The 18,258-nt window shown below is 64.2% G+C and carries 19 protein-coding genes and 2 pseudogenes; 8 read left to right on the top strand and 13 right to left on the bottom strand.

All coding sequences use genetic code 11. The features are described from left to right. Positions 1-127 precede the first annotated feature (127 nt). Positions 128-220: pseudogene (locus Q5701_RS22915) on the bottom strand (EF-Tu C-terminal domain-related protein); the annotation flags it as partial. A gap of 248 nt (positions 221-468) precedes the next feature. Here Q5701_RS22915 and Q5701_RS16010 point away from each other — a divergent pair. After that, entirely contained in the window at positions 469-1,209 is a 741-nt protein-coding gene (locus tag Q5701_RS16010) for a glycosyltransferase family 2 protein (RefSeq protein ID WP_306755431.1), read from the top strand. 154 nt (positions 1,210-1,363) lie between these two features. Beyond that, positions 1,364-1,618 (top strand): hypothetical protein, encoded by a 255-nt coding sequence (locus tag Q5701_RS16005; protein WP_306752008.1) that lies wholly within the window; start codon positions 1,364-1,366, stop codon positions 1,616-1,618. Between the two features lie 170 nt (positions 1,619-1,788). Here Q5701_RS16005 and Q5701_RS16000 read toward each other — a convergent pair whose 3' ends face one another. Then, the gene (locus Q5701_RS16000) at positions 1,789-1,974 is read right to left on the bottom strand and encodes a hypothetical protein (RefSeq protein WP_306752007.1); all 186 of its coding nucleotides are present in this window, start codon (positions 1,972-1,974) and stop codon (positions 1,789-1,791) included. 81 nt (positions 1,975-2,055) lie between these two features. Here Q5701_RS16000 and Q5701_RS15995 point away from each other — a divergent pair, with 81 nt between their 5' ends. The 3 genes from Q5701_RS15995 to Q5701_RS15985 are packed head-to-tail and all read left to right on the top strand — an operon-like array spanning position 2,056 to position 3,840. Further along, positions 2,056-2,622: an acyl-CoA dehydrogenase family protein gene (locus Q5701_RS15995; protein ID WP_306752006.1), complete on the top strand. Its 567-nt coding sequence runs from the start codon at positions 2,056-2,058 to the stop codon at positions 2,620-2,622. Then, positions 2,619-3,278: a PIG-L deacetylase family protein gene (locus tag Q5701_RS15990; RefSeq protein WP_306752005.1), complete on the top strand. Its 660-nt coding sequence runs from the start codon at positions 2,619-2,621 to the stop codon at positions 3,276-3,278. The genes Q5701_RS15995 and Q5701_RS15990 overlap by 4 nt, the downstream gene beginning before the upstream one ends. Further along, positions 3,268-3,840: an SAM-dependent methyltransferase gene (locus Q5701_RS15985; RefSeq protein WP_306752004.1), complete on the top strand. Its 573-nt coding sequence runs from the start codon at positions 3,268-3,270 to the stop codon at positions 3,838-3,840. Before Q5701_RS15990 ends, Q5701_RS15985 begins: the two co-directional genes overlap by 11 nt. 230 nt (positions 3,841-4,070) lie before the next feature. Here the strand turns inward: Q5701_RS15985 and Q5701_RS15980 are convergent, their stop codons facing one another. Then, positions 4,071-4,538 (bottom strand): cupin domain-containing protein, encoded by a 468-nt coding sequence (locus tag Q5701_RS15980; protein ID WP_306752002.1) that lies wholly within the window; start codon positions 4,536-4,538, stop codon positions 4,071-4,073. 55 nt (positions 4,539-4,593) lie between these two features. On the opposite strand from Q5701_RS15980, the gene Q5701_RS15975 reads away from it, so the two are divergent. After that, positions 4,594-5,208, top strand: a complete 615-nt coding sequence (locus tag Q5701_RS15975; RefSeq protein ID WP_306752001.1) for a TetR/AcrR family transcriptional regulator — start codon at positions 4,594-4,596, stop codon at positions 5,206-5,208. 117 nt (positions 5,209-5,325) lie between these two features. Here Q5701_RS15975 and Q5701_RS15970 read toward each other — a convergent pair whose 3' ends face one another. The 3 genes and pseudogenes from Q5701_RS15970 to Q5701_RS15960 all read right to left on the bottom strand — a co-directional run. Continuing rightward, positions 5,326-5,967, bottom strand: coding sequence for a dihydrodipicolinate synthase family protein (locus Q5701_RS15970; protein WP_306751999.1), 642 nt, complete (start codon positions 5,965-5,967; stop codon positions 5,326-5,328). Next, positions 5,940-6,290, bottom strand: coding sequence for a dihydrodipicolinate synthase family protein (locus Q5701_RS15965; RefSeq protein WP_306751998.1), 351 nt, complete (start codon positions 6,288-6,290; stop codon positions 5,940-5,942). The genes Q5701_RS15970 and Q5701_RS15965 overlap by 28 nt, the downstream gene beginning before the upstream one ends. Positions 6,291-6,421: 131 nt before the next feature. After that, positions 6,422-6,724 (bottom strand): annotated as a pseudogene (locus Q5701_RS15960) (DUF475 domain-containing protein); the annotation flags it as partial. Positions 6,725-6,943: 219 nt separating this feature from the next. Between Q5701_RS15960 and Q5701_RS15955 the strand changes: the two are divergent. Next, positions 6,944-7,186, top strand: coding sequence for a DUF1127 domain-containing protein (locus Q5701_RS15955; protein WP_373568561.1), 243 nt, complete (start codon positions 6,944-6,946; stop codon positions 7,184-7,186). Between the two features lie 358 nt (positions 7,187-7,544). On the opposite strand, the gene Q5701_RS15950 is transcribed toward Q5701_RS15955, so the two are convergent. Further along, positions 7,545-8,489: a LysR substrate-binding domain-containing protein gene (locus tag Q5701_RS15950; RefSeq protein WP_306751997.1), complete on the bottom strand. Its 945-nt coding sequence runs from the start codon at positions 8,487-8,489 to the stop codon at positions 7,545-7,547. Between the two features lie 97 nt (positions 8,490-8,586). Between Q5701_RS15950 and Q5701_RS15945 the strand changes: the two genes are divergently transcribed. Continuing rightward, positions 8,587-10,551, top strand: coding sequence for an NADH:flavin oxidoreductase (locus Q5701_RS15945; RefSeq protein ID WP_306751995.1), 1,965 nt, complete (start codon positions 8,587-8,589; stop codon positions 10,549-10,551). 9 nt (positions 10,552-10,560) lie between these two features. Here the strand turns inward: Q5701_RS15945 and Q5701_RS15940 are convergent, their stop codons facing one another. The 6 genes from Q5701_RS15940 to Q5701_RS15915 form a co-directional block, all read right to left on the bottom strand. Next, positions 10,561-12,030 carry an NAD-dependent succinate-semialdehyde dehydrogenase gene (locus Q5701_RS15940; RefSeq protein WP_373568560.1) on the bottom strand — a complete coding sequence of 490 codons (1,470 nt, stop codon included), beginning with the start codon at positions 12,028-12,030 and terminating at the stop codon, positions 10,561-10,563. 2 nt (positions 12,031-12,032) lie between these two features. Continuing rightward, positions 12,033-13,079 carry a tartrate dehydrogenase gene (locus Q5701_RS15935; protein ID WP_306751993.1) on the bottom strand — a complete coding sequence of 349 codons (1,047 nt, stop codon included), beginning with the start codon at positions 13,077-13,079 and terminating at the stop codon, positions 12,033-12,035. A gap of 11 nt (positions 13,080-13,090) precedes the next feature. Continuing rightward, entirely contained in the window at positions 13,091-14,554 is a 1,464-nt protein-coding gene (locus tag Q5701_RS15930) for an aldehyde dehydrogenase family protein (RefSeq protein ID WP_306751991.1), read from the bottom strand. A 115-nt stretch (positions 14,555-14,669) separates the two neighbouring features. Next, positions 14,670-15,995: an NAD(P)/FAD-dependent oxidoreductase gene (locus Q5701_RS15925; RefSeq protein ID WP_306751990.1), complete on the bottom strand. Its 1,326-nt coding sequence runs from the start codon at positions 15,993-15,995 to the stop codon at positions 14,670-14,672. After that, complete coding sequence (locus tag Q5701_RS15920) at positions 15,992-16,291, bottom strand: (2Fe-2S)-binding protein (RefSeq protein WP_306751989.1); 300 nt, start codon at positions 16,289-16,291, stop codon at positions 15,992-15,994. The genes Q5701_RS15925 and Q5701_RS15920 overlap by 4 nt, the downstream gene beginning before the upstream one ends. Next, positions 16,288-18,255: a hydantoinase B/oxoprolinase family protein gene (locus Q5701_RS15915; RefSeq protein WP_306751988.1), complete on the bottom strand. Its 1,968-nt coding sequence runs from the start codon at positions 18,253-18,255 to the stop codon at positions 16,288-16,290. The genes Q5701_RS15920 and Q5701_RS15915 overlap by 4 nt, the downstream gene beginning before the upstream one ends. Positions 18,256-18,258: the final 3 nt, after the last annotated feature.

Below are 18,258 nucleotides of genomic sequence, written 5' to 3'. Positions count from 1 at the left end.
TGCGCGCCTATAGCGCGTGGAGAGCCTTGGCGTCAAGTCCGATTGCCCCCCAACCGAAAGGCCGCCTCCTTTCGGAGGCGGCCTGTGGTGTTTGGCGAGTGCGGCGGGACGTTGTCGCGCCGTCAGATCACTTGATGATCTTGGAGACCACGCCGGCCCCGACGGTGCGGCCGCCTTCGCGGATGGCGAAGCGCAGCTTTTCCTCCATCGCGATCGGCGCGTGGGTTCATTGCAGCCTGCCGTCGCCTCCGCTTCCGGGAACGGCAGATGGCCGCGTAAAGCAGGAGGGGCGCCATGGCGCCCCTTCTTCCTTTTCCTTTGCCACGAGACCTTCTCAGAATGCCTGCACGCGAGGAGGGATTGGATCAGGCGGAGGCAAAACCGCGTCCGCGCCTGCGGAACTTCGAAAGTGTTCCGAAGTTTGGCTGGGGATCATAAGGGCCAATCAGGGATGGATCAGTCTTGAGCATGATTGCAGCCGATGATCGCCCTGCCCTCACGCAGATCATTGTTGCAGTTCCTGTCAGAAACGAAGCCAAGCGATTGCCACAGCTGTTGCGCGCCTTGGCCGCGTCAGCGATACGATCCCCTCTTGGCGTGACGGTTGTCCTCCTTGCCAACAACTGCACCGATCACAGCAGTGAGATCGTCCGGTCTTTTGTCCATCCTTCGCTTCGTCTGGAGTTGCACGAGATCGAGTTTGCGGATGCCCATGCCGGAATTGCGCGGCGTAAGGCGATGGACCTCGCCACACGTGCAGGTGCCCTGATCCTGACCACGGACGGAGATGCAGCGCCTGACCCCCACTGGATCGCCGCGGCACTCAGCGCCGCCCATTCTGGTGCTGACGTGGTGTGCGGCAGGATCGATGCGGACTGCCGTCATGTTCTTGCCACATCCACCGGACGACGGGTAACAGCGGCGGAGGCGGCCTATGCCAACCTCCAGCACGAGCTGCGTCATGCCATCGACGTTCTGACGGCGCGGCAGGGAGCCCAACAGCCGCACTATATCGAGTCAGGAGCCTCCCTGGCGATCCGCGCTGATTGCTATCAAGCGATTGGTGGCTTGCCCTGGGTTCGCTCCAGCGAGGACCGTGCCCTGGTGCATCGTGCCGAGGTGCAATGCCATCGACGTTCTGACGGCGCGGCAGGGAGCCCAACAGCCGCACTATATCGAGTCAGGAGCCTCCCTGGCGATCCGCGCTGATTGCTATCAAGCGATTGGTGGCTTGCCCTGGGTTCGCTCCAGCGAGGACCGTGCCCTGGTGCATCGTGCCGAGGTGCATGGCCTGACTGTTCGTTACGCTGAGGAGATGAAGGCTACCGTTTCAGGCAGACTCCACGGCCGCGCAGAAGGCGGCATGGCGGAAGCCCTGCGTCATCGCATGCAGGACGAGGATCCCCTGGCAGATCAGTCGATGCTGCCGGTGCATCTTCTGGCTGATCTGTGGGATCGAGCATTTGGCGGGTGCATCCTGCCCTTCCCCAGCCGTGCCCATCCTGTTGGCCCCCGGCTGCGGGCCTCCGACCTGGAGGCGGGACTGCCAGCTCTGGAAGGGTTGGTCAACGAGACGGTTCGCCCGCAGCTGTTGCTGCACCAGGAGCAGGCGGCATGACCGATATTGGACGTGCAGCGCGGCTTGTCACAGAGGCACCGTGTGACGGAAACGATGGCCCCTCGGGCCGAGCCCTGGCCGCCGCGCTGAGACAGGGGGGACTGCTGGATGCCCGTCTTTCCACGGGCGAGCTGTTCGATGCCTTGGTGGCCCTGGGAAGGGCGAACCTGTCAGCCGGCAGGATCTTTGAAGGCCATGTGAACGCAATCAAGCTGCTCGACCTTTATGGCTCCGGCGAGAGACCAAGCGGCTTGCTTGGCATCTGGGGCGCCGACGGCCCTGACCCGGTCAGGATCGATGACGGAATACTTCGAGGACAGAAGCTTTTTGCCAGCGGTGCGGATGTGCTTGATCATGTCATTGTCACCGCAAAGGCAGAAGACCAGCTGCAACTTCTGCTCTTCAGCCGCGCTCAATTGGAAGGGCGGCTCTTTCCCATGGAATGGCAAGTGTCGGGAATGCAGGCGACCGCCTCGGGGCGCTGCAATCTGGACGGGCTTTCCGCGGCCGAGGCTGTCTGGATTGGCGGGCCCGGAGACTATTTGATCGAGCCGCACTTCCAGGGCGGTGTGTGGCGCTATGCTGCCGTGCAGCTTGGCGCAATGCGGGCTCTGACAGCGATCACGACTGAACACCTGGAGCGTCGCCAGCAGCAGGCGGCGCCCCTGCAGGCCATGCGCCTGCGCGGCATGGTGACGGCCTGTGAGACAGTACGATTGTGGCTTTGGCAGGCTGCGCTTGCCGTTGAACGGTCCGATGCCTCCCCTGAGGATGCAGAGGCCTCGATCCTGGCACGGCTCTTGACCGCCGAGGCAGCAGTTGCGCTGATGAACGCCATGGATCAGGCCCTTGGTGCAGCATCCTTTGCGACAGCCCATCCCGCCGATCGCATTCGCCGTGACCTCAGCTTCTATATCCGCCAGGCCAATCCCGATGGCCTGGCCCTGGGTGCCATGGCGCGCATCCTCGAAACGCCTTTTCTGCGCGAAAGATGGATCGGATGAACGACTTTCTCCAGCACCTTGGTGATCCCATCACCGTGGACGAACTGCTTGGAGGCCGATCCCTGGTCGTGCTTGCCCCCCATCCTGATGACGAGACATTGGGCTGTGGAGCCCTCTTGGTTGATGCAGCAGCCCAAGGGGCGTCCTGCAGCGTGATCTGCGTCACCGACGGCAGCCGGTCGCACCCAAAATCCACAAAATGGCCCGCTGAACGGCTTGCCGAAGAGCGCCGACGTGAGCTTGAGGCCGCCGTTGCGATCCTGGGAGCAGCGATGCACTGGCTGGGCCATCGAGACTGTCAGGTGCAGAGGGATGCGGACATCTCCCCTCTGATCCCGCAGGATGCGCTGCTGCTGGCGACGTGGGAGGGTGATCCGCATGTCGATCATCAAAGCGTGGCGCAGCTTGCACAAAAGATGGCCAGGCCGGACGTCGTGCTTGCCTACTATCCGATCTGGGGCCGCTTCACGAACCTCACAGCCCGGGCAAGACCAATCATGGCGTCAAGTGCCGCGCGTGACGCGAAGAGGCGGGCATTGGCCTGCCATCGCAGCCAGATGACGCCCTTGATCGATGATGACCCCGAAGGCTTTGTCATGGAAGCCTGGCGGCAGGAGCACTTCCTCATGCACCCGGAGATCATCATTGCCGCGTAGCGAAACCCTCGCTCACTTAGCCGGGCTATATGCGGCAAGCGAGGATCCCTGGAACCATCGCGCCAGTCCTTATGAGGCAGCCAAGTACGAAGCCACCCTGGCGGCAATTGGGCCTGGTCCATTTGAGAACGCCCTCGAGATCGGCTGCGGCAATGGCGAACTGGCCCGCCGTCTTGCGCCCCGCTGCCGGCGCCTGACCGCAATGGAGTGCATTCCCGCCGCAGCCGGTGCGGCTCGCCATAGTCTTGGCGAGTTTGCGCAGGTGGAGGTCTTGGAAGGCAGCGCGCCCGGAGACCTGCCAAAGATGCGGCCTGACCTCGTCCTGCTGTCGGAGGTGCTGTACTTCATGACACCAAAGGAAATCGCGTCCCTGAGCCAGTGGCTGAACGAGAGCGCAGCAGGCCCCATCATCGCGGTGAACTGGACGGGCCCTACGGACGAGACGCTCACGGGCACGGAAGCTGTTGACCTGCTTGCAAATGGGCTTGTCACGGAGCGGACGGATTGTTTCTCAACCTTTCGGATCGATGTCCTGGCACCAGCTGGTCGCGCTTTTGACTGACTTCTACGCGGAAGCAGAAGACCTTGGACTTCATGCTTCAAAACGCCGGAACAAGCCGGTCGCCATCAAGGTCCTGGCCCGGACAAGGAAACCGGCGACACATTGCAGTCTCACCATCGGTTATGATGGTGTGGCTTTTATCCGATGCCGGTTCATTCTTGATTGCTCTCCCGCAGTTCGCGCGCCTCTAAGGGCCAAGGCCCCTGCCCCTCTTCCTCCCTACAAATCTCTCACTGCACCGCATCTGTTGGCGGCACGATGACCATGCCGACATCGGCGGCAACGGAGAGGATCCGAGCAACGTCCGGCGGCCCGTCCTGGGGTTGCGAGGCGATGGTGGCATCAGCAACCGGGTGGCCGGTCCGGGTGAAGAACGCCTCGTGCATGTAGCCCGGCGCATTGATGATCAGGAGGCGCGCAGGCTCGGAGCCGACAGCCTGGAAGGAATGCACGGCCCCGTCTGGGACGGAGACAAAGCCGCCCCTCGGGACCTGTTGCGTTTCACCCGCAAGCGTGAACGCGATCTCGCCGTCCAGCACGTAGAAGGCCTCGGTCTCGCCCGCGTGGTGGTTGGGCGGCGCGCCCAGGCCAGGCGGCACCATGGCCTCGACCAGGCAGAACTTGCCCATCGTCTCGGCTGGAAAAGCATGAAACCTGAAGAGGATGCCCATTGCGTCGTAGGTTCGGGAAGCGGTCATGGCCTGGTCCTTCTGTTGGTTGCCAATTATGAGACAGGCGTCTTATAAATAGACGATGATTCTAGCAAGACATTTGTCTCGTGAGGTGGCCGTGGCGCAGCGGGAAGATCAGAAGAACAGAACACGGACGGCCTTGCTGGACGCGGCACGCACGCTCCTGACGCGCGGCGAGGCCCTGACGGTCATGGCGGCCGCGCGCGAGGCGGGCATCTCGAAGGCCTCTGCCTACCGCTACTTCTCGGATCCCGCGCTTCTGGCCGCCGAGGCGGGACTGCACCTGAAGGCGGCACCCTATAAGGAGATCGTCGGAGACGCTGCCACCCTGCGTGACCGGCTGGTTGCCATCAGCCTTTACTTCTTCGACCTGGCGGTGGCGAACGAGATGGCTTTCCGCATCTATCTTGGCCTGAACCTTCAGGCGAGCGCGCAGTCGCAGGGCGGCAGAACCCCGCGTCGTGGCGCCCGCCGCATTCAGGCCTTCATGCGTGCCCTGGAGAGCGAGACAGACATCCGTCCCGAACAGGCACGCTCCCTTGCCGCCGCACTCGGCATGGCAACAGGCGCAGAGGCCATGATCGCGCTCTTCGACGTGGCAAGCCTATCCGCAGAGGAGGCGCGCAAGGTTGTGGCAGAAACAGCCGAAGCTATCTGCGATCGGATGCTGCCGTAGGAGGCCACCCAGTGAAGCCGTGGGATGCCGCGGATGTATAGGGTGTTATGGAATAGCCGAAGAACTTGCGAAGCCGTTCTACCCTTAGTTTTTTCATAGGGCTGAATACGGGACAGGTTACATCCGCGCCCGGGCATCTTTCCGGGCGAGCCGTTCAAGGAGATAGTCGATTTCCAATCGTCCCTGTGGTGTCAGGACGGTGCCCGGCTTTCGCTGAATATCGCAAGCAATCGCACTACGCTGCATCAGCAGGTATTTGCGCACTGCTAAACCTATCCCTGCCTGCTGCTCCATGCGGATCATTGGGAGATGCGCGTCGAAGAGATCATGTGCGGCATCGCGTTCGCCCCGGCGATGAAGCGCATCCATCTCGACCAAAGCATCGGGGAATGCATATCCCGTCATGGCCCCATCCGAACCGCGCTCCGGCTCGAAATCGAGGAACAGCCCACCATTCGCCGTCAGGATTGAGAAAGCAGGCATTTTCCCGTCGTTCTGCCAAGCCCGGATGGTGGATAGCTTCTCAAGTTGTGGCCAATCCTCGGCCTTCAACATCACGCAGGATGGATGCTCGTTCATAATGCGCGCAATCATCGGCACCGAGAGAACCACCGACAAGGTCAGGGGATAGTCCCGCAAGGCCCAGGGAGTATCAGGCCCGATTGCCTCGACTGCGTTGCGGAAATGGGCGGCAATCTGTTCATCCGAGCGAAGGCCGGCATGACCTGCAATCATGACGCCGGCCGCACCGAGATCCATCGACTCCTTCGCCAGTCGCTCCATTGCCGTAAAGCTGGGGTTGGAAACCCCACCACAATGGGCAGTCTGGTTCGACGAATGACGCGACCCGCAATTTCCCGGCTTTCCTCGGGAGCAAGCTTGCCTGCTTCGCCCAGGACGCCCAGGATGCCCAGGATGGTAATGCCGGTGGCGCCAGACGCCTCGTAGAAATCGGTCAGCCGGTCCAGGCTTTCCCAATCCACTGACAGATCAAGATGAAACGGTGTGGCGGCAATTGGATAAACGCCCTTGGTGTGGATGTTGAATCCCTGTTCAGTGACAGCCTTTGGTTGCGTGTTCATTTTCTCTCCTTGAAGGCAGCATTGGCGAACCTTCGTTTCTTCACTTGTTAGATAAAGGAAGGTGGTTCGTCACAGTCCTTGGTTGGGCCCAACAGACCTCGGCCGCGGTTTGCTTCGCGGCCGGTTTCCTTTCACTCGCCTGCCTGGGCGGACCTTTTGTTCCAGCGGATCGACGACCACAGGGAGACGCCGATCAGCGCCGCGCCGCCTAGGCCGGTGATGACCTCGGGGATATGGATAAAGGATTGCAGGAACATGATCACCGACAGTGCAATGATGGCATAGGAGGCGCCGTGTTCCAGATAGCGATACTGGGCCAGCGTGCCTTTCTCGACCAGCATGATGGTCATGGACCGCACATACATGGCCCCGATGCGCAGCCCGATGGCGATGATGAATAGGTTCTGGGTCAGTGCAAAGGCGCCGATCACGCCGTAGATGCAAGGGTGAGATCGATGAAGCGTATAGCTTCTATGTCGCTATCGCCTCATCATCCCTAAAAAGTCCAAATGAAGGTCGGGGTGCTGCAATGCAGCACTTGGCAACCTGGATGATTCCTGCAGCCATGTAAGTGTTGACTTGCATTTCAGGCATAGCGGCTTTGCCAATCTTACGGCTACGTTTCTGCAAATGCACAATCTATATCTTGGTTCATGAAGCGATTGCCCAGTGGTCGGGCACTTTTGAAACAGGTGATGAACATGTCGACGATGGAAATGAACCGCAGTGCTGCTGTCGGTGGAGTTGGCAATGTTGTTGCGAACCTCTTCTCGATGCTGTCCGCGTGGAACGATGCCCGCCTGACCCGTCGCGAACTTAACAACCTGTCCGATCGCGAACTTAACGACATTGGCCTTGCTCGTGGCGACATTGGGCGAATTGCGCGCGGCTGCTGAGCCAAAGCCATCCCGGTCTTTAGACGAACAAACCCCCATGCAGATGCAGAGGGGGTTTTTCTTGTGCTGGTCTCTTTAGCATCGAGCTAAGGCCCTACCCTCCTTACGTCGGCTCAGGACGTAATCCACCGGAACCGGCATGGCAGGAAGATCGGTCTCGCCCATTGTCGAGCGCAGGTAGATATCGATCATCGTCGCCGGTCCGACCGCCAGGTCATCATCCCGGCACTGCTTCGACAGGTCTGCGACGTCGAGGCGCGCATCGAGCCGTATTCGAAAGGTCTGCCGCACCTGATCGTGGAAGGCCGGACAGCCGCATTGGCATAGGGTCGCCAGTCATCATGATCGTGGCTTTGGTTCACTTCTGCGTGGCGAACGAAGCCGGCGATGTCCTGACAGCGCACAGTCCGATCGCTGCCAGATCCTCCGCCATCTGCTCGGTCAGCCAATTGCAGATCCGCGGGATCAACGGAGACAAAGGCTTCAATCTGGGTGCGATGAGCGAATGATAGCGGCCCGTCTGCAGTACCTTGTCCGATGCCGCGACCATTGTTCCCTCGCGTAGCGCGCGCGATACAACGCTGACCCAGCCAAGGGCAATCCCCTCCCCCCGCTCGGCCGCCTGCAAGATCACGGAGTAATCAGAAAAGCTATGCCACTGCCCCGGCCTGATGAAGCGTCGGTCGAGAAACCTTTGCCAATGAACCTCGTGCTCGTCATCAAGGTTCAAGAAGACATGGCACGATGGATCATCCATCAACGGTCCCCGTTCCATTAGATAGCCGGGGCTGCAAACGGGCATAATAACCTCGGGCGCGAAGGGCCAGATGTGATAGCGCGGGTCATCGTCGCGCACGATCCGGGTGGCGATATCGGCATGGGCAGGCGGATCGCCCAGCATTCCCTGGGCCAGATCCAAGCGCAACTCCATCCCCGGAAAAGCCGTGTTGAAGCTTCGTAGCCGGGGAAGCAGCCAGTGGGTCGCAAAGGAGCTTGAGAAGGACAGTGTCACGCGTGTGCGGGCAAGTTGTTCCTGTGTATCAGCAACGGCCGCAGCGATGCCGGTGAAGCCTTGAGAGACGGCGTCAAAGATGCGCTGCCCGTCCATTGTCAGTGCAGTGCCAGTTGGGACGCGGTCGAACAGGCGCAGGCCCAGTTCTGCTTCGAGCTGCGCGATGGCGCGGCTGACCGAGGGTTGCGTCACGTTGAACTCGCGCGCCGCCGCCGAAAAGCTGCCAGTACGGGCGGCGGCCTCGAAGACGAACAGGGTGCGGGGTGCAGCAAGGCGAAGCGGCGGGGTCATGCCGCCAGCGTATACCCCCAATTCGAATTATCAAGCTTCCCGGATGCCCCGCGCCAAGGCAGGTTTGGCGGAAATCGCCAGGACTATTTTTATGCAGATGACCGCTCCCGCGTCCCGCATCGCCGACCCGTTGCTCGATCCGTTCCGGCTGAAAGGGCTGGTTCTGAAGAACCGGATCGTCAGCACCAGCCATGCTTCGATGCTGGATGATGGTGGGATGCCGGGGGAACGCTATCAGGCCTATCACGAAGAAAAGGCCAAGGGCGGGGTCGCACTGACGATGATCGGCGGATCCGCGATGGTGTCGAGGGATTCCAGCTGGGGCGGGGGGCAGCTGAACCTGGCTACTGACGCGGTCATTCCGCATCTGGCGGCGATGGCGGCCCGGATCCATGTCCATAACGCGGCGATCATGTGCCAGATCTCGCATCTGGGGCGGCGGGCGACGGCGCTTGGCGGGGCTTGGTTGCCCGCCATTGCGCCATCACGGGTGCGCGAAACCCGGACCCGCAGCTTTCCAAAAGAAATGGACCGCGACGATATCGACCGGGTGATCGCCGATTTTGCCGCCGCCGCCCGACGCTGCCAGCAGGCGGGGCTGGACGGGATCCAGACACTGACGGGCGGGCACCTGATTGGCCAGTTCCTATCGCCGCGCACCAACCGGCGCACAGATGGCTTTGGCGGGTCAGTGGCAAATCGCGCGCGCTTCGTACTGATGGCACACGCGGCGATCCGGCAGGCCGTAGGCGACGATTTCGTGGTGGGCATCCGCTATGTCGTTGACGAAGGCGGCACGGACGGGCTGAACGCCGACGAGGCACTTGAAATCGCGCAAATGCTGCAATCCGAAGGTCATGTGGACCTGTTCGACTGCATCTATGGCCGAATGGATAGCGACCTGCTGCTGACCGAGGACAACATGCCCGGCATGTTCCAGCCCTCCGCCCCTTATCTGGCGCATATCAAGGCGTTCCGGCAGGCGGTGTCGCTGCCCGTCCTGCACGCAGGCGGCATCCGCGACGTGGCGACAGCCCGGCATGTGCTGCGCGAGGGGATCGCGGATTTGGTCGGCATGACGCGCGCTCATATTGCCGATCCTCATCTGGTGAATAAGATCGCCGCAGGGCAAGAAGACCGCATCCGTCCCTGCGTCGGCGCGTCCTATTGCCTGTATCGCAAGGCTCATTGCGTCCATAACCCCGCCACCACGCGCGAAACCACGCTGGGCCATGCCATTCCCCCTGCCCTGACGCGGCGAAGCGCCATTGTGGTGGGCGGCGGCCCAGCGGGGATGGAGGCCGCGCGCGTCCTGGCCGAGCGCGGTCACCGCGTTACCCTCATCGAGGCCGCCCCACGCCTTGGCGGGCAAATCCTGATTGCCGCCCAGGCTCCGGGGCGGCGGGACCTGCTGGGCGTCACCGAATGGCGGCAAGCGGAACTGGACCGGCTGGGGGTCGAGGTCCGCCTGAACACTTGGGCCGAACCCGCAGACATCCTAGCCGAGGCCCCCGACATCGTCATCATCGCCACGGGTGGCATTCCTGACCTGGACTGGCTGGACGGTTCTGAGCTTTGCCATAGCACCTGGGATCTTCTGGGCGGAGAAGTTCCGCCGCAGGGCGAGATCCTGGTCTATGACGGCACTGGGCGGCAGGCGGCGGCATCCTGCGCGCTGAAGCTGGCGCAAGGCCGGACGGTGACATTCGCCACCCCCGATGCGGTACCCGCGGTCGAGATGCCCTACCAGGACGCCAGCAGCTTTCGCAAACGGTTTTACGAGGCGGGCATCGCCACCCTGACCGATCACGGTCTAGTTCGGGTGGAGCGGCAGGGCAACGGGTTGCGGGCGATCTTGCGCAACGAGATGACCGGGGCGGAACGCAGTCTGGACACCGCGCAGGTGGTGGTGGAACACGGCACGCTGCCGTTGGACGAGTTGTTCACCGAGTTGCGCAACCCAGCCGATGGTTTCGTCCTGCACCGGATCGGAGATGCGGTCGCAAGCCGCGACCTGCACGCCTCAATCCTGGATGCCTATCGACTGTGTTTGACGCTGTGACGGCAGGCCTTACAGCCCGCCGAAATGGAACGCCTTGGTTTCCAGATATTCCTCGATTCCTTCCTGCGCCCCCTCGCGTCCCAGACCGGATGTCTTGACGCCTCCGAAGGGGGTTTCCGCATGGCTGACCGCGCCGGTATTCAGGCCGATCAGACCAAACTCCAAGGCCTCTCCCATGCGGAACGCGCGCGAGATGTCGCGGGTGAAGAAATAGGCGGCAAGGCCGAAGGGCGTGCCGTTGGCGATAGCCAAGGCCTGCTCCTCGGTCTCGAAGCGGAAGATTGGGGCGACGGGACCGAAAGTTTCCTCGGAAGCAAGCTGCATGTCTGTCGTGGCACCGACCAGCACCACCGGGTCAGCATAGGCATCCGGTAGGTCGCGCGCCGCCGTGGCGCGGGTTGCACCCTTGGATAATGCGTCGTCCAAATGGGCGCGGATCTTGGCGATGGCGGCACCGTTGATCATCGGGCCGATCGTCGTGCCCTCTGCCGTGCCCGGACCCACGCGCAGCGCATCGACGCGCGCGGCCAACGCTGCCACAAAGTCGTCGTGGATGCCCGATTGCACCAGGATGCGGTTCGCGCAAACGCAGGTCTGCCCGCCATTGCGGAACTTGGACAACATCGCGCCCTCGACCGCCGCGTCCAGGTCGGCGTCGTCGAAGACGATGAAGGGCGCGTTGCCGCCTAGTTCCAGGGACATGCGCTTCAAAGTCGGCGCGCATTGCTCTGCCAGCAGGGCGCCAACGCGGGTGGACCCGGTAAAGGACAGCTTGCGCACCACTGGGCTGGCGGTCAGCGTGGCACCGATGATCTCGGGCCGGCCGGTCAGGATGTTGATGACGCCCGCCGGGATCCCCGCGCGTTCCGCCAGAACGCCAAGTGCCAATGCGGAATAAGGCGTGAAGTCCGACGGCTTCACGACCATCGTGCAGCCCGCCGCCAAGCCCGGCGCTACCTTGCGGGTGATCATTGCGATGGGGAAGTTCCAGGGCGTGATAATCGCACAAACGCCTACGGGTTCCTTCATGGCAAAGACCTTCTTGCCCGGCACGGGCGAGGGGATGATCTTGCCGTTGATCCGCCGCGCTTCCTCGGCGAACCAGCGAAGGAAGGACGCGCCATAGACGACCTCGCCTCGTGCCTCGGCCAGGGGCTTGCCCTGTTCGGCCGTCAGGATTTGGGCCAGATCGTCCGCATGATCCAGCATCAACTGATACCAGGCCATCAGCAGGTCTGCGCGTTCCGCATGGGTGCGCTTGCGCCAAGCCACCATCTCGCGTTCGGCGGCGATGATGGCTTGCGCGGTTTCCTCGGCCGTGCAGTCGGGCATGGTGCCCATGGCGCGGCCGGTTGCGGGGTTCGTCACCTCGATGTCGGGGCGATGGATCCACTGGCTGTCGATCAGCGCCGCCTGCCGAAACAGGTCGGGATCCTTCAACATGGTGCGGATGTCGGACTGTGCGGTCATATGATTCATGGTCATTCCTCCAGTGCGGCAAGGACGGCCGCCGTGATGGCATCCGTCCCGTGGGAGCCAGGGCAGATGCCGATACCTTTTCTGGTGGCCGCTTCGAGGGCGGCCAGCACCGCATCGGCAGCGGACTTTTCGCCCAGATGTTCCAGCATCATCGCGCCCGACCAGATCGCGGCGATCGGGTTGGCGATGTTCCTGCCTGCGATGTCGGGGGCCGATCCGTGGACGGGTTCGAACATCGACGGGCCGCTTCGGTCGGGGCAGATATTGGCCGAGGCCGCAAAGCCCAGGCCCCCCTGGATCGCCGCACCCAAGTCGGTCAGGATATCGCCGAACAGGTTGGACGCCACGACCACGTCCAGATCCTGCGGGGCCATCACCATCTTGGCGGCCATTGCGTCAATATGCATGTGGCTGACGGTCACATCGGGATATTCGGCGGCCAGTTCTCGCGTCACCTCGTCCCAGAAGACCATCGAGTATTTCTGCGCATTGGATTTCGTGACCGAGGTGAGATGCCCGCGTCGCGCTCGCGCTTGCTCGAACCCGAAGCGGATGATGCGCTCGACCCCCTTGCGGGTGAAAATCGCGGTTTCCACAGCAACCTCGTTGTCGCGGCCCTGGTGGACGCGGCCACCGGCGCCGGAATATTCGCCCTCGGTGTTTTCCCGGATGCAGAGGATGTCGAAGCCTTGCGCCTTCAGCGGACCTTCTACGCCGGGCAGCAGCCGATGCGGGCGGATATTGGCGTACTGGTCGAAGGCCTTGCGGATCGGCAGCAGCAGTCCATGCAGCGACACGCTGTCCGGCACCGTGGCGGGCCAGCCGACCGCGCCCAGATAGATCGCATCGAAGGGGCGCAACTGGTCGATCCCGTCCGCGGGCATCATCCGGCCAGTGGCGAGATAGGTCTCGCAGGACCAGTCGAAGCGGGTCGGTTCCAGCGTGAAGCCGAAGCGGGCGGCGGCGGCGTCCAGCACCTGCATGGTGGCCTCGGTCACATCGACGCCGATGCCGTCGCCGGGGATCAGCGCGATCTTGTGGGCGGTCATGGTCTTCTCCTTCAGATGTCGATCAGCACCGATTTCGTACGTCGGTTCGCGGCAAATGCCTCGCGTCCCAAGTCCTTGCCAAGACCCGACGCCTTCCAGCCCCCGGTCGGCAGGATATGGTCGCGCGACCGACCATAGCGGTTGACCCAGACAGTCCCGGCCTCAAGTTGCCGGGTCAGGCGCAGCGCGCGGGACAGGTCGCGGGTAAACAGCCCGGCGCAAAGACCGTAGGACGGGTGGCTGGCGAGAGCCATGCCTTCGTCCTCGCTGTCGAAGACTTGGAAGGTAGCGACGGGGCCGAAGATCTCCTCGGTCACAGCGGGGTTGTCTGCGGTGACTCCGCCGATCAGGGTCGGCTGGTAGAAGCTCCCTTCGTGGTCGAAGCGGTTGCCGCCACAAAGGATCTCGCCTCCTTGCGCCCGCGCCGCCTGCACGATCCCGTCGATGCGCCGCAGTTGCGGTTCCGATATGATGGGCGAGAAACCGGGCTGCTCCCTCCAAGTGGCCGCGGGACGCGGCTTGGCAAAGCGGTCGGCCAGCCGTTCGGCCAAGGCCTCAGCAATGCCGCGCTGCACGATCATGCGCGATCCGGCGACGCAGAATTGGCCCGCATTGGGCAAGATGCCGCGTTCCAGGCAGTCAGCGGTCAGGTCGATGTGGGCATCGTCGAAGACCAGCATCGGGCTTTTGCCGCCCAGTTCCAGCGTCATCGGCTTGATGCCAGTGCGCGCGATGTTTTCCATGATCGCCGCGCCCGCGCGGGTCGATCCGGTGAAGCTGATCTTGTCGATGCCGAGATGGCCGGTGATCGCTGCCCCGGTGACCGGCCCGTCGCCCAGTACGATGTTGACCAGCCCCGCCGGGATCCCTGCCCTGACCGCCAGTTCGGCCATGTAGAGCGTCGAGTAGGGCGTCATCTCCGACGGCTTCAAGACCACGGCATTGCCTGCGGCCAAAGCCGGGGCCAGCTTCCATCCCGCCATCGAGATCGGGAAGTTCCAGGGCGCGATGGCGCCCACCACGCCGTAAGGCTCGGCGGCGATGAAGCCAAAGCTGCCCGCGCCGGTGGGCACCAGATCGCCCCCCTCCTTGTCGGCGAACTCGGCGAAGAAGCGGATCTGTTCCGCCGTGACAGCCACGTCGCCAGTCGCCGCCAGCGCAACGGGGCGGGACGAACAGATCGCCTCGAGCCGCGCGAGTGTCGCGGCCTCAGCCTCGATCAGGTCGGCCCATGCGTGCAGCGCATGAAGCCGGTCGCGCGGGTGAAGGCCCGCCCACCCCGAGGTTTTCAGCGCCCGGCGCGCCGCCGTCACCGCCCGGTCCACTATCGCCGCATCGGCCACGGGGATCACGCCGATCACGTGGCCGTTCGATGGCGCGCGGACCTCAAGCCGCGCCTCGCCCTCGACATAGGCGCCGTCGATAAAATGGCCGCTGGGCAGGATCAGGGACAGGGGGTCGAAGGCAAGGGTCATGGCATCCTCGGCTGATGGGGCAAGCGTGGCCCGCGGTGCAAAGCGTAAGGTGCCGAAGGCCGGCGGCGGGCGGCAGAAATCGCCGTGCGGCGCGCACGTGCGAAAGATTATGCCGTCAGTCGTCCAGCAGCGCGCTGATGGGGACCGGGCGCACCGGAGGCTGGCCGCGCAACCGGCCTACGGCCTGCGGGGCAAGGCCGGCATAGCGGGCAATCAGATCGGTGGCGGCAAGCTGGCAATAGCGGCCCTGGCAGCGCCCCATTCCGATGCGGCCCATCGATTTCACGCGGTTGGCCTCGGGTCCGCCAAAGGCTGCGGCTTCGCGCATCTGGCCCACGGTGATGCCCTCGCAGCGGCACAGAACGGCGGCATCGGGCAGCGCATCAAGCTGGTCCGAAGGCCAGGGAAAGGCCCGTGCCATGGCCGTGGCAAAGCGCTGCAACCGGCGGGCGCGGCGGAGAAGCGCGGGCGTGTCGGGCGTGGCGATCCCGATGTCGTTGAGGCAGGCATTGGCGGCAAGCGCGCCCGCCACCTCGGCGCCATCTGCCCCCAGGATGCGCAGGCCGTCGCCCGCAAGGTAAAGGTCCGGCCCCGCCCGGCCCATCTCATCCGCGGCCGGCAGCCATTGAGCCCAGATGTCGGACCATTCGAAGCGCGCCCCGGCCAGATCGGCCAGCTGCGTTTCCGCCCGCAGGTGCCACCCAAGCGCAACTGCATCACAAGACGTGACCTGCGCCCGGCCCTTGGCATCGCGCCAGTGCACCGCATCCTCGGCGATCCGGTCCAGCCGGACGCCCGCGTGGTAAAGCCGCCCGAGCCGCGCCCTCATTGCCAGCCCACGCCCCGTCACCGCCGGACGCGCCAGCGCCATGCCAGTGCCGCCCTGCGCCTGCTGGGTCAGAGTTGCGGTGTCCAGCACCGCCGCCACCCCCGCGCCTGCCGCCAGAAGCTGCGTGGCGACCAGCGTTAGCAGCGGCCCCGATCCCGCCAGCACGATCCGCCGCCCAAGCGCCACGCCTTGCGCCTTTAGCGCGATCTGGGCTGCACCCAGGGAAAAGACGCCCGCGCGCTGCCAGCCCTCAACCGGGACCAGCCGATCGGTTGCCCCGACAGCCAGGATCATCCGGTCATAGGGGATCCGTGTCGCGCCGACATGCGCCACCCCGTCGCGGATCGCATGAACCGAGGATTGCGGGCGGTAATCCACCTGCCCCGCCGCCTCCATGCCGTCGAACAGCGCGTGCAGCGTCCGCGCTTTCCCAGCCTCGGAGCCATAGAGCTTTTCCGGCGGGCGAGTGAACCCCTCGGGCGGACGCCGATAGATCTGGCCGCCCGCCCGCGCGCCTTCGTCCACCACGATGGGCCGCAACCCCGACCGGACCAGCCGTTCCGCCGCGCGGATCCCGGCAGGCCCTGCCCCCACGACCAGCACGCGCGTCATGCGGGCCACCCCTCGGGCGCGGTGGACAGCAGCCGCATCCCCGCCGTCAGCGGGGTCGAACAGGCGCGCAGGCGCGATCCGTCCTCGGCCCAGATCCAGCAGTCCTGGCAGGCGCCCATCAGGCAAAAGCCCGCGCGCCGTTCCGGCCCGAACTCGGACGGGCGCAGCGATCCCGCGCCTGTCAGGATCGCGGTCAGCACCGTATCGCCCGCAAGGCCCGTCATGTCCTGCCCGTCGAAACGAAAAGGCACGGGCGGACGGACTGTTTCCGCCAGACGGACCAGTCGCCCCATCATTCCGCGGCCTGGTCGAAGGCGCGGCGCGGCAGGTCGGGAAAGCGCGCGCAGACGGCATCGAAGGCACGGCGAACGGCCTCGGGGCCATTGCCGTCCATGCGGCGGAAGATTTCGGTCTTGGCGAAGAAGCGCCAGTGGATCGGCAGGCTTGCCAGGATCGCCGTCAGCGCGTCATAGGCGGCGGCTGTCCAGCGCACCTCATACCCGTCACGTTCGGGACCGAAATGGAAATGCCCCTTGTGCGCCACAGCCTGTGCCCGCAGCGCCGCCGTAGCCTGCGGGTCGCCCACCACCACGCCATAATCGCGCCGCGCCGCATCCGCCGAGACATAGCCCCGCGCCACGTCCTGTTCGACCCGCCAGATCTCGCGGTCCATGGGATTGCCGCGCCCGCCACCACCGGCGGAACGGACCATCAGCACGTCGCCGGGACCAAGGATCGCAGTGTCGGCGGACCCAGTGCGCCGTTCCTCGGGCGTGCCGGGGTTCACGACCATCTCGGCCAAGCCCGCCGCCTTGCCGCCCAGGATCCCCCAGGGACGGAAAAAGCTGCGGTCACGGTTGCGCGCGGTGATGCGCGAATCCGGGGCGAAGACGCGGAAGGCCATTTCGGTCGCAAGCCCGCCGCGCCAGCGCCCCGCCCCGCCGCTGTCCTGCGCCAGGCCGTATCGGACGAATTCCACCGGCACCTCGGTCTCGGTGATTTCGATGGGGGTGTTTTTCAGATAGGCTGCATCCGCCCCCGACCCGTTGGTGCCGTCACGCCAAGGCATCCCGCCGCCGCCGCCGACCACCGGGTTCACGGCGGCGATGACGGTCTTTTGCGTGCGTTCGTCCCGTGTCATCACGTTAATGATGCAGTTGTTGCCTGCCGGTGCTGCGGGCATCTGGTCAGGAATGGCCTGGCTGAAGGCTCCGAAGATCACGGACCGCAGCCGCGCGCAGGTCAGCGACCGCATCCCCACGGCGGCGGGCGCCACCGGGTTCAGGACCGTGCCTTCCGGCGCGATGCAGGTGAAGGGCCGCGTCAGCCCGGTATTCAGCAGGATGCGGGGGTTCAGCGTGTAAAGCACATAATAGACCCCCACCAGCAGGATGGTATGGCGCGGATCCCCGCCTGAGGGCACGTTCAGCGAACTGCCAAGCTGCGGGTCCGATCCGGTGAAATCCAGCACCGCGCTGTCGCCCCGAATCCTCAGGGTCAGGTTCAACCGGCAGGGATTGGCCTGGTCGCTGTCCTCGTCGGCGTAATCGGCGAAACGATAGTCGCCATCGGGAATCGCGCGAAGGATGTCGCGCGCCTGCGCCTCGGCCTGGTCCTTCAGCGCGGCGACGCCTTGCACAAAGCCCTGCTTGCCGAAGCGTGCGATCATCCCTTGCACCTTGCGCTCGCCAGTGTTCAGCGCGCCGACAAGGGCCTTGATGTCGCCGATGTTCAGCGCGGGCTTGCGCACGTTGGTCTGCATGATCCGCAGGATCTGGTCGTCGAAGACGCCTTCGTTGACCAGCTTCATCGGCGGAAAGCGGATGCCTTCCTGGTGGATCTCGGTCAGCGACCGGGACAGGGACGCGGGCACCGCCCCGCCCATGTCGGTGTTGTGGATATGCCCGCCGGTCCAGGCGACGATTTCGCCCTCCGCGAAGACGGGTTTCCACAGGTGGGTGTCGGGCGCATGGGTCGCGACATGGCCGGAATAGGGATCGTTGGTGAAAGCCACGTCGCCGGGGCGGTAATCGTCAACCATGGCGATGGCCCGGCCATAGGTCAGGCCCGGATACCAGGTCGCGCCCAGGTCCATCGGCACGGCGAAGGTGTCGCCCGTCCGGTCCATCAGCATGACGGTAAAGTCCTGCGTTTCCTTGACAAAGGCGGAATGGGCCGTGCGGTGGAGCGTATGGGCCATGTTCTCGGCCGCGGCACGGGCGTGGTTGGCCAAGACCTGCAGAGTCATCTTGTCGAACATGGG

The sequence above is a fragment of the Paracoccus actinidiae genome (assembly GCF_030863885.1).
Classification (GTDB): domain Bacteria; phylum Pseudomonadota; class Alphaproteobacteria; order Rhodobacterales; family Rhodobacteraceae; genus Paracoccus; species Paracoccus everestensis.
This window is presented reverse-complemented; position numbering and strand designations above follow the sequence as displayed.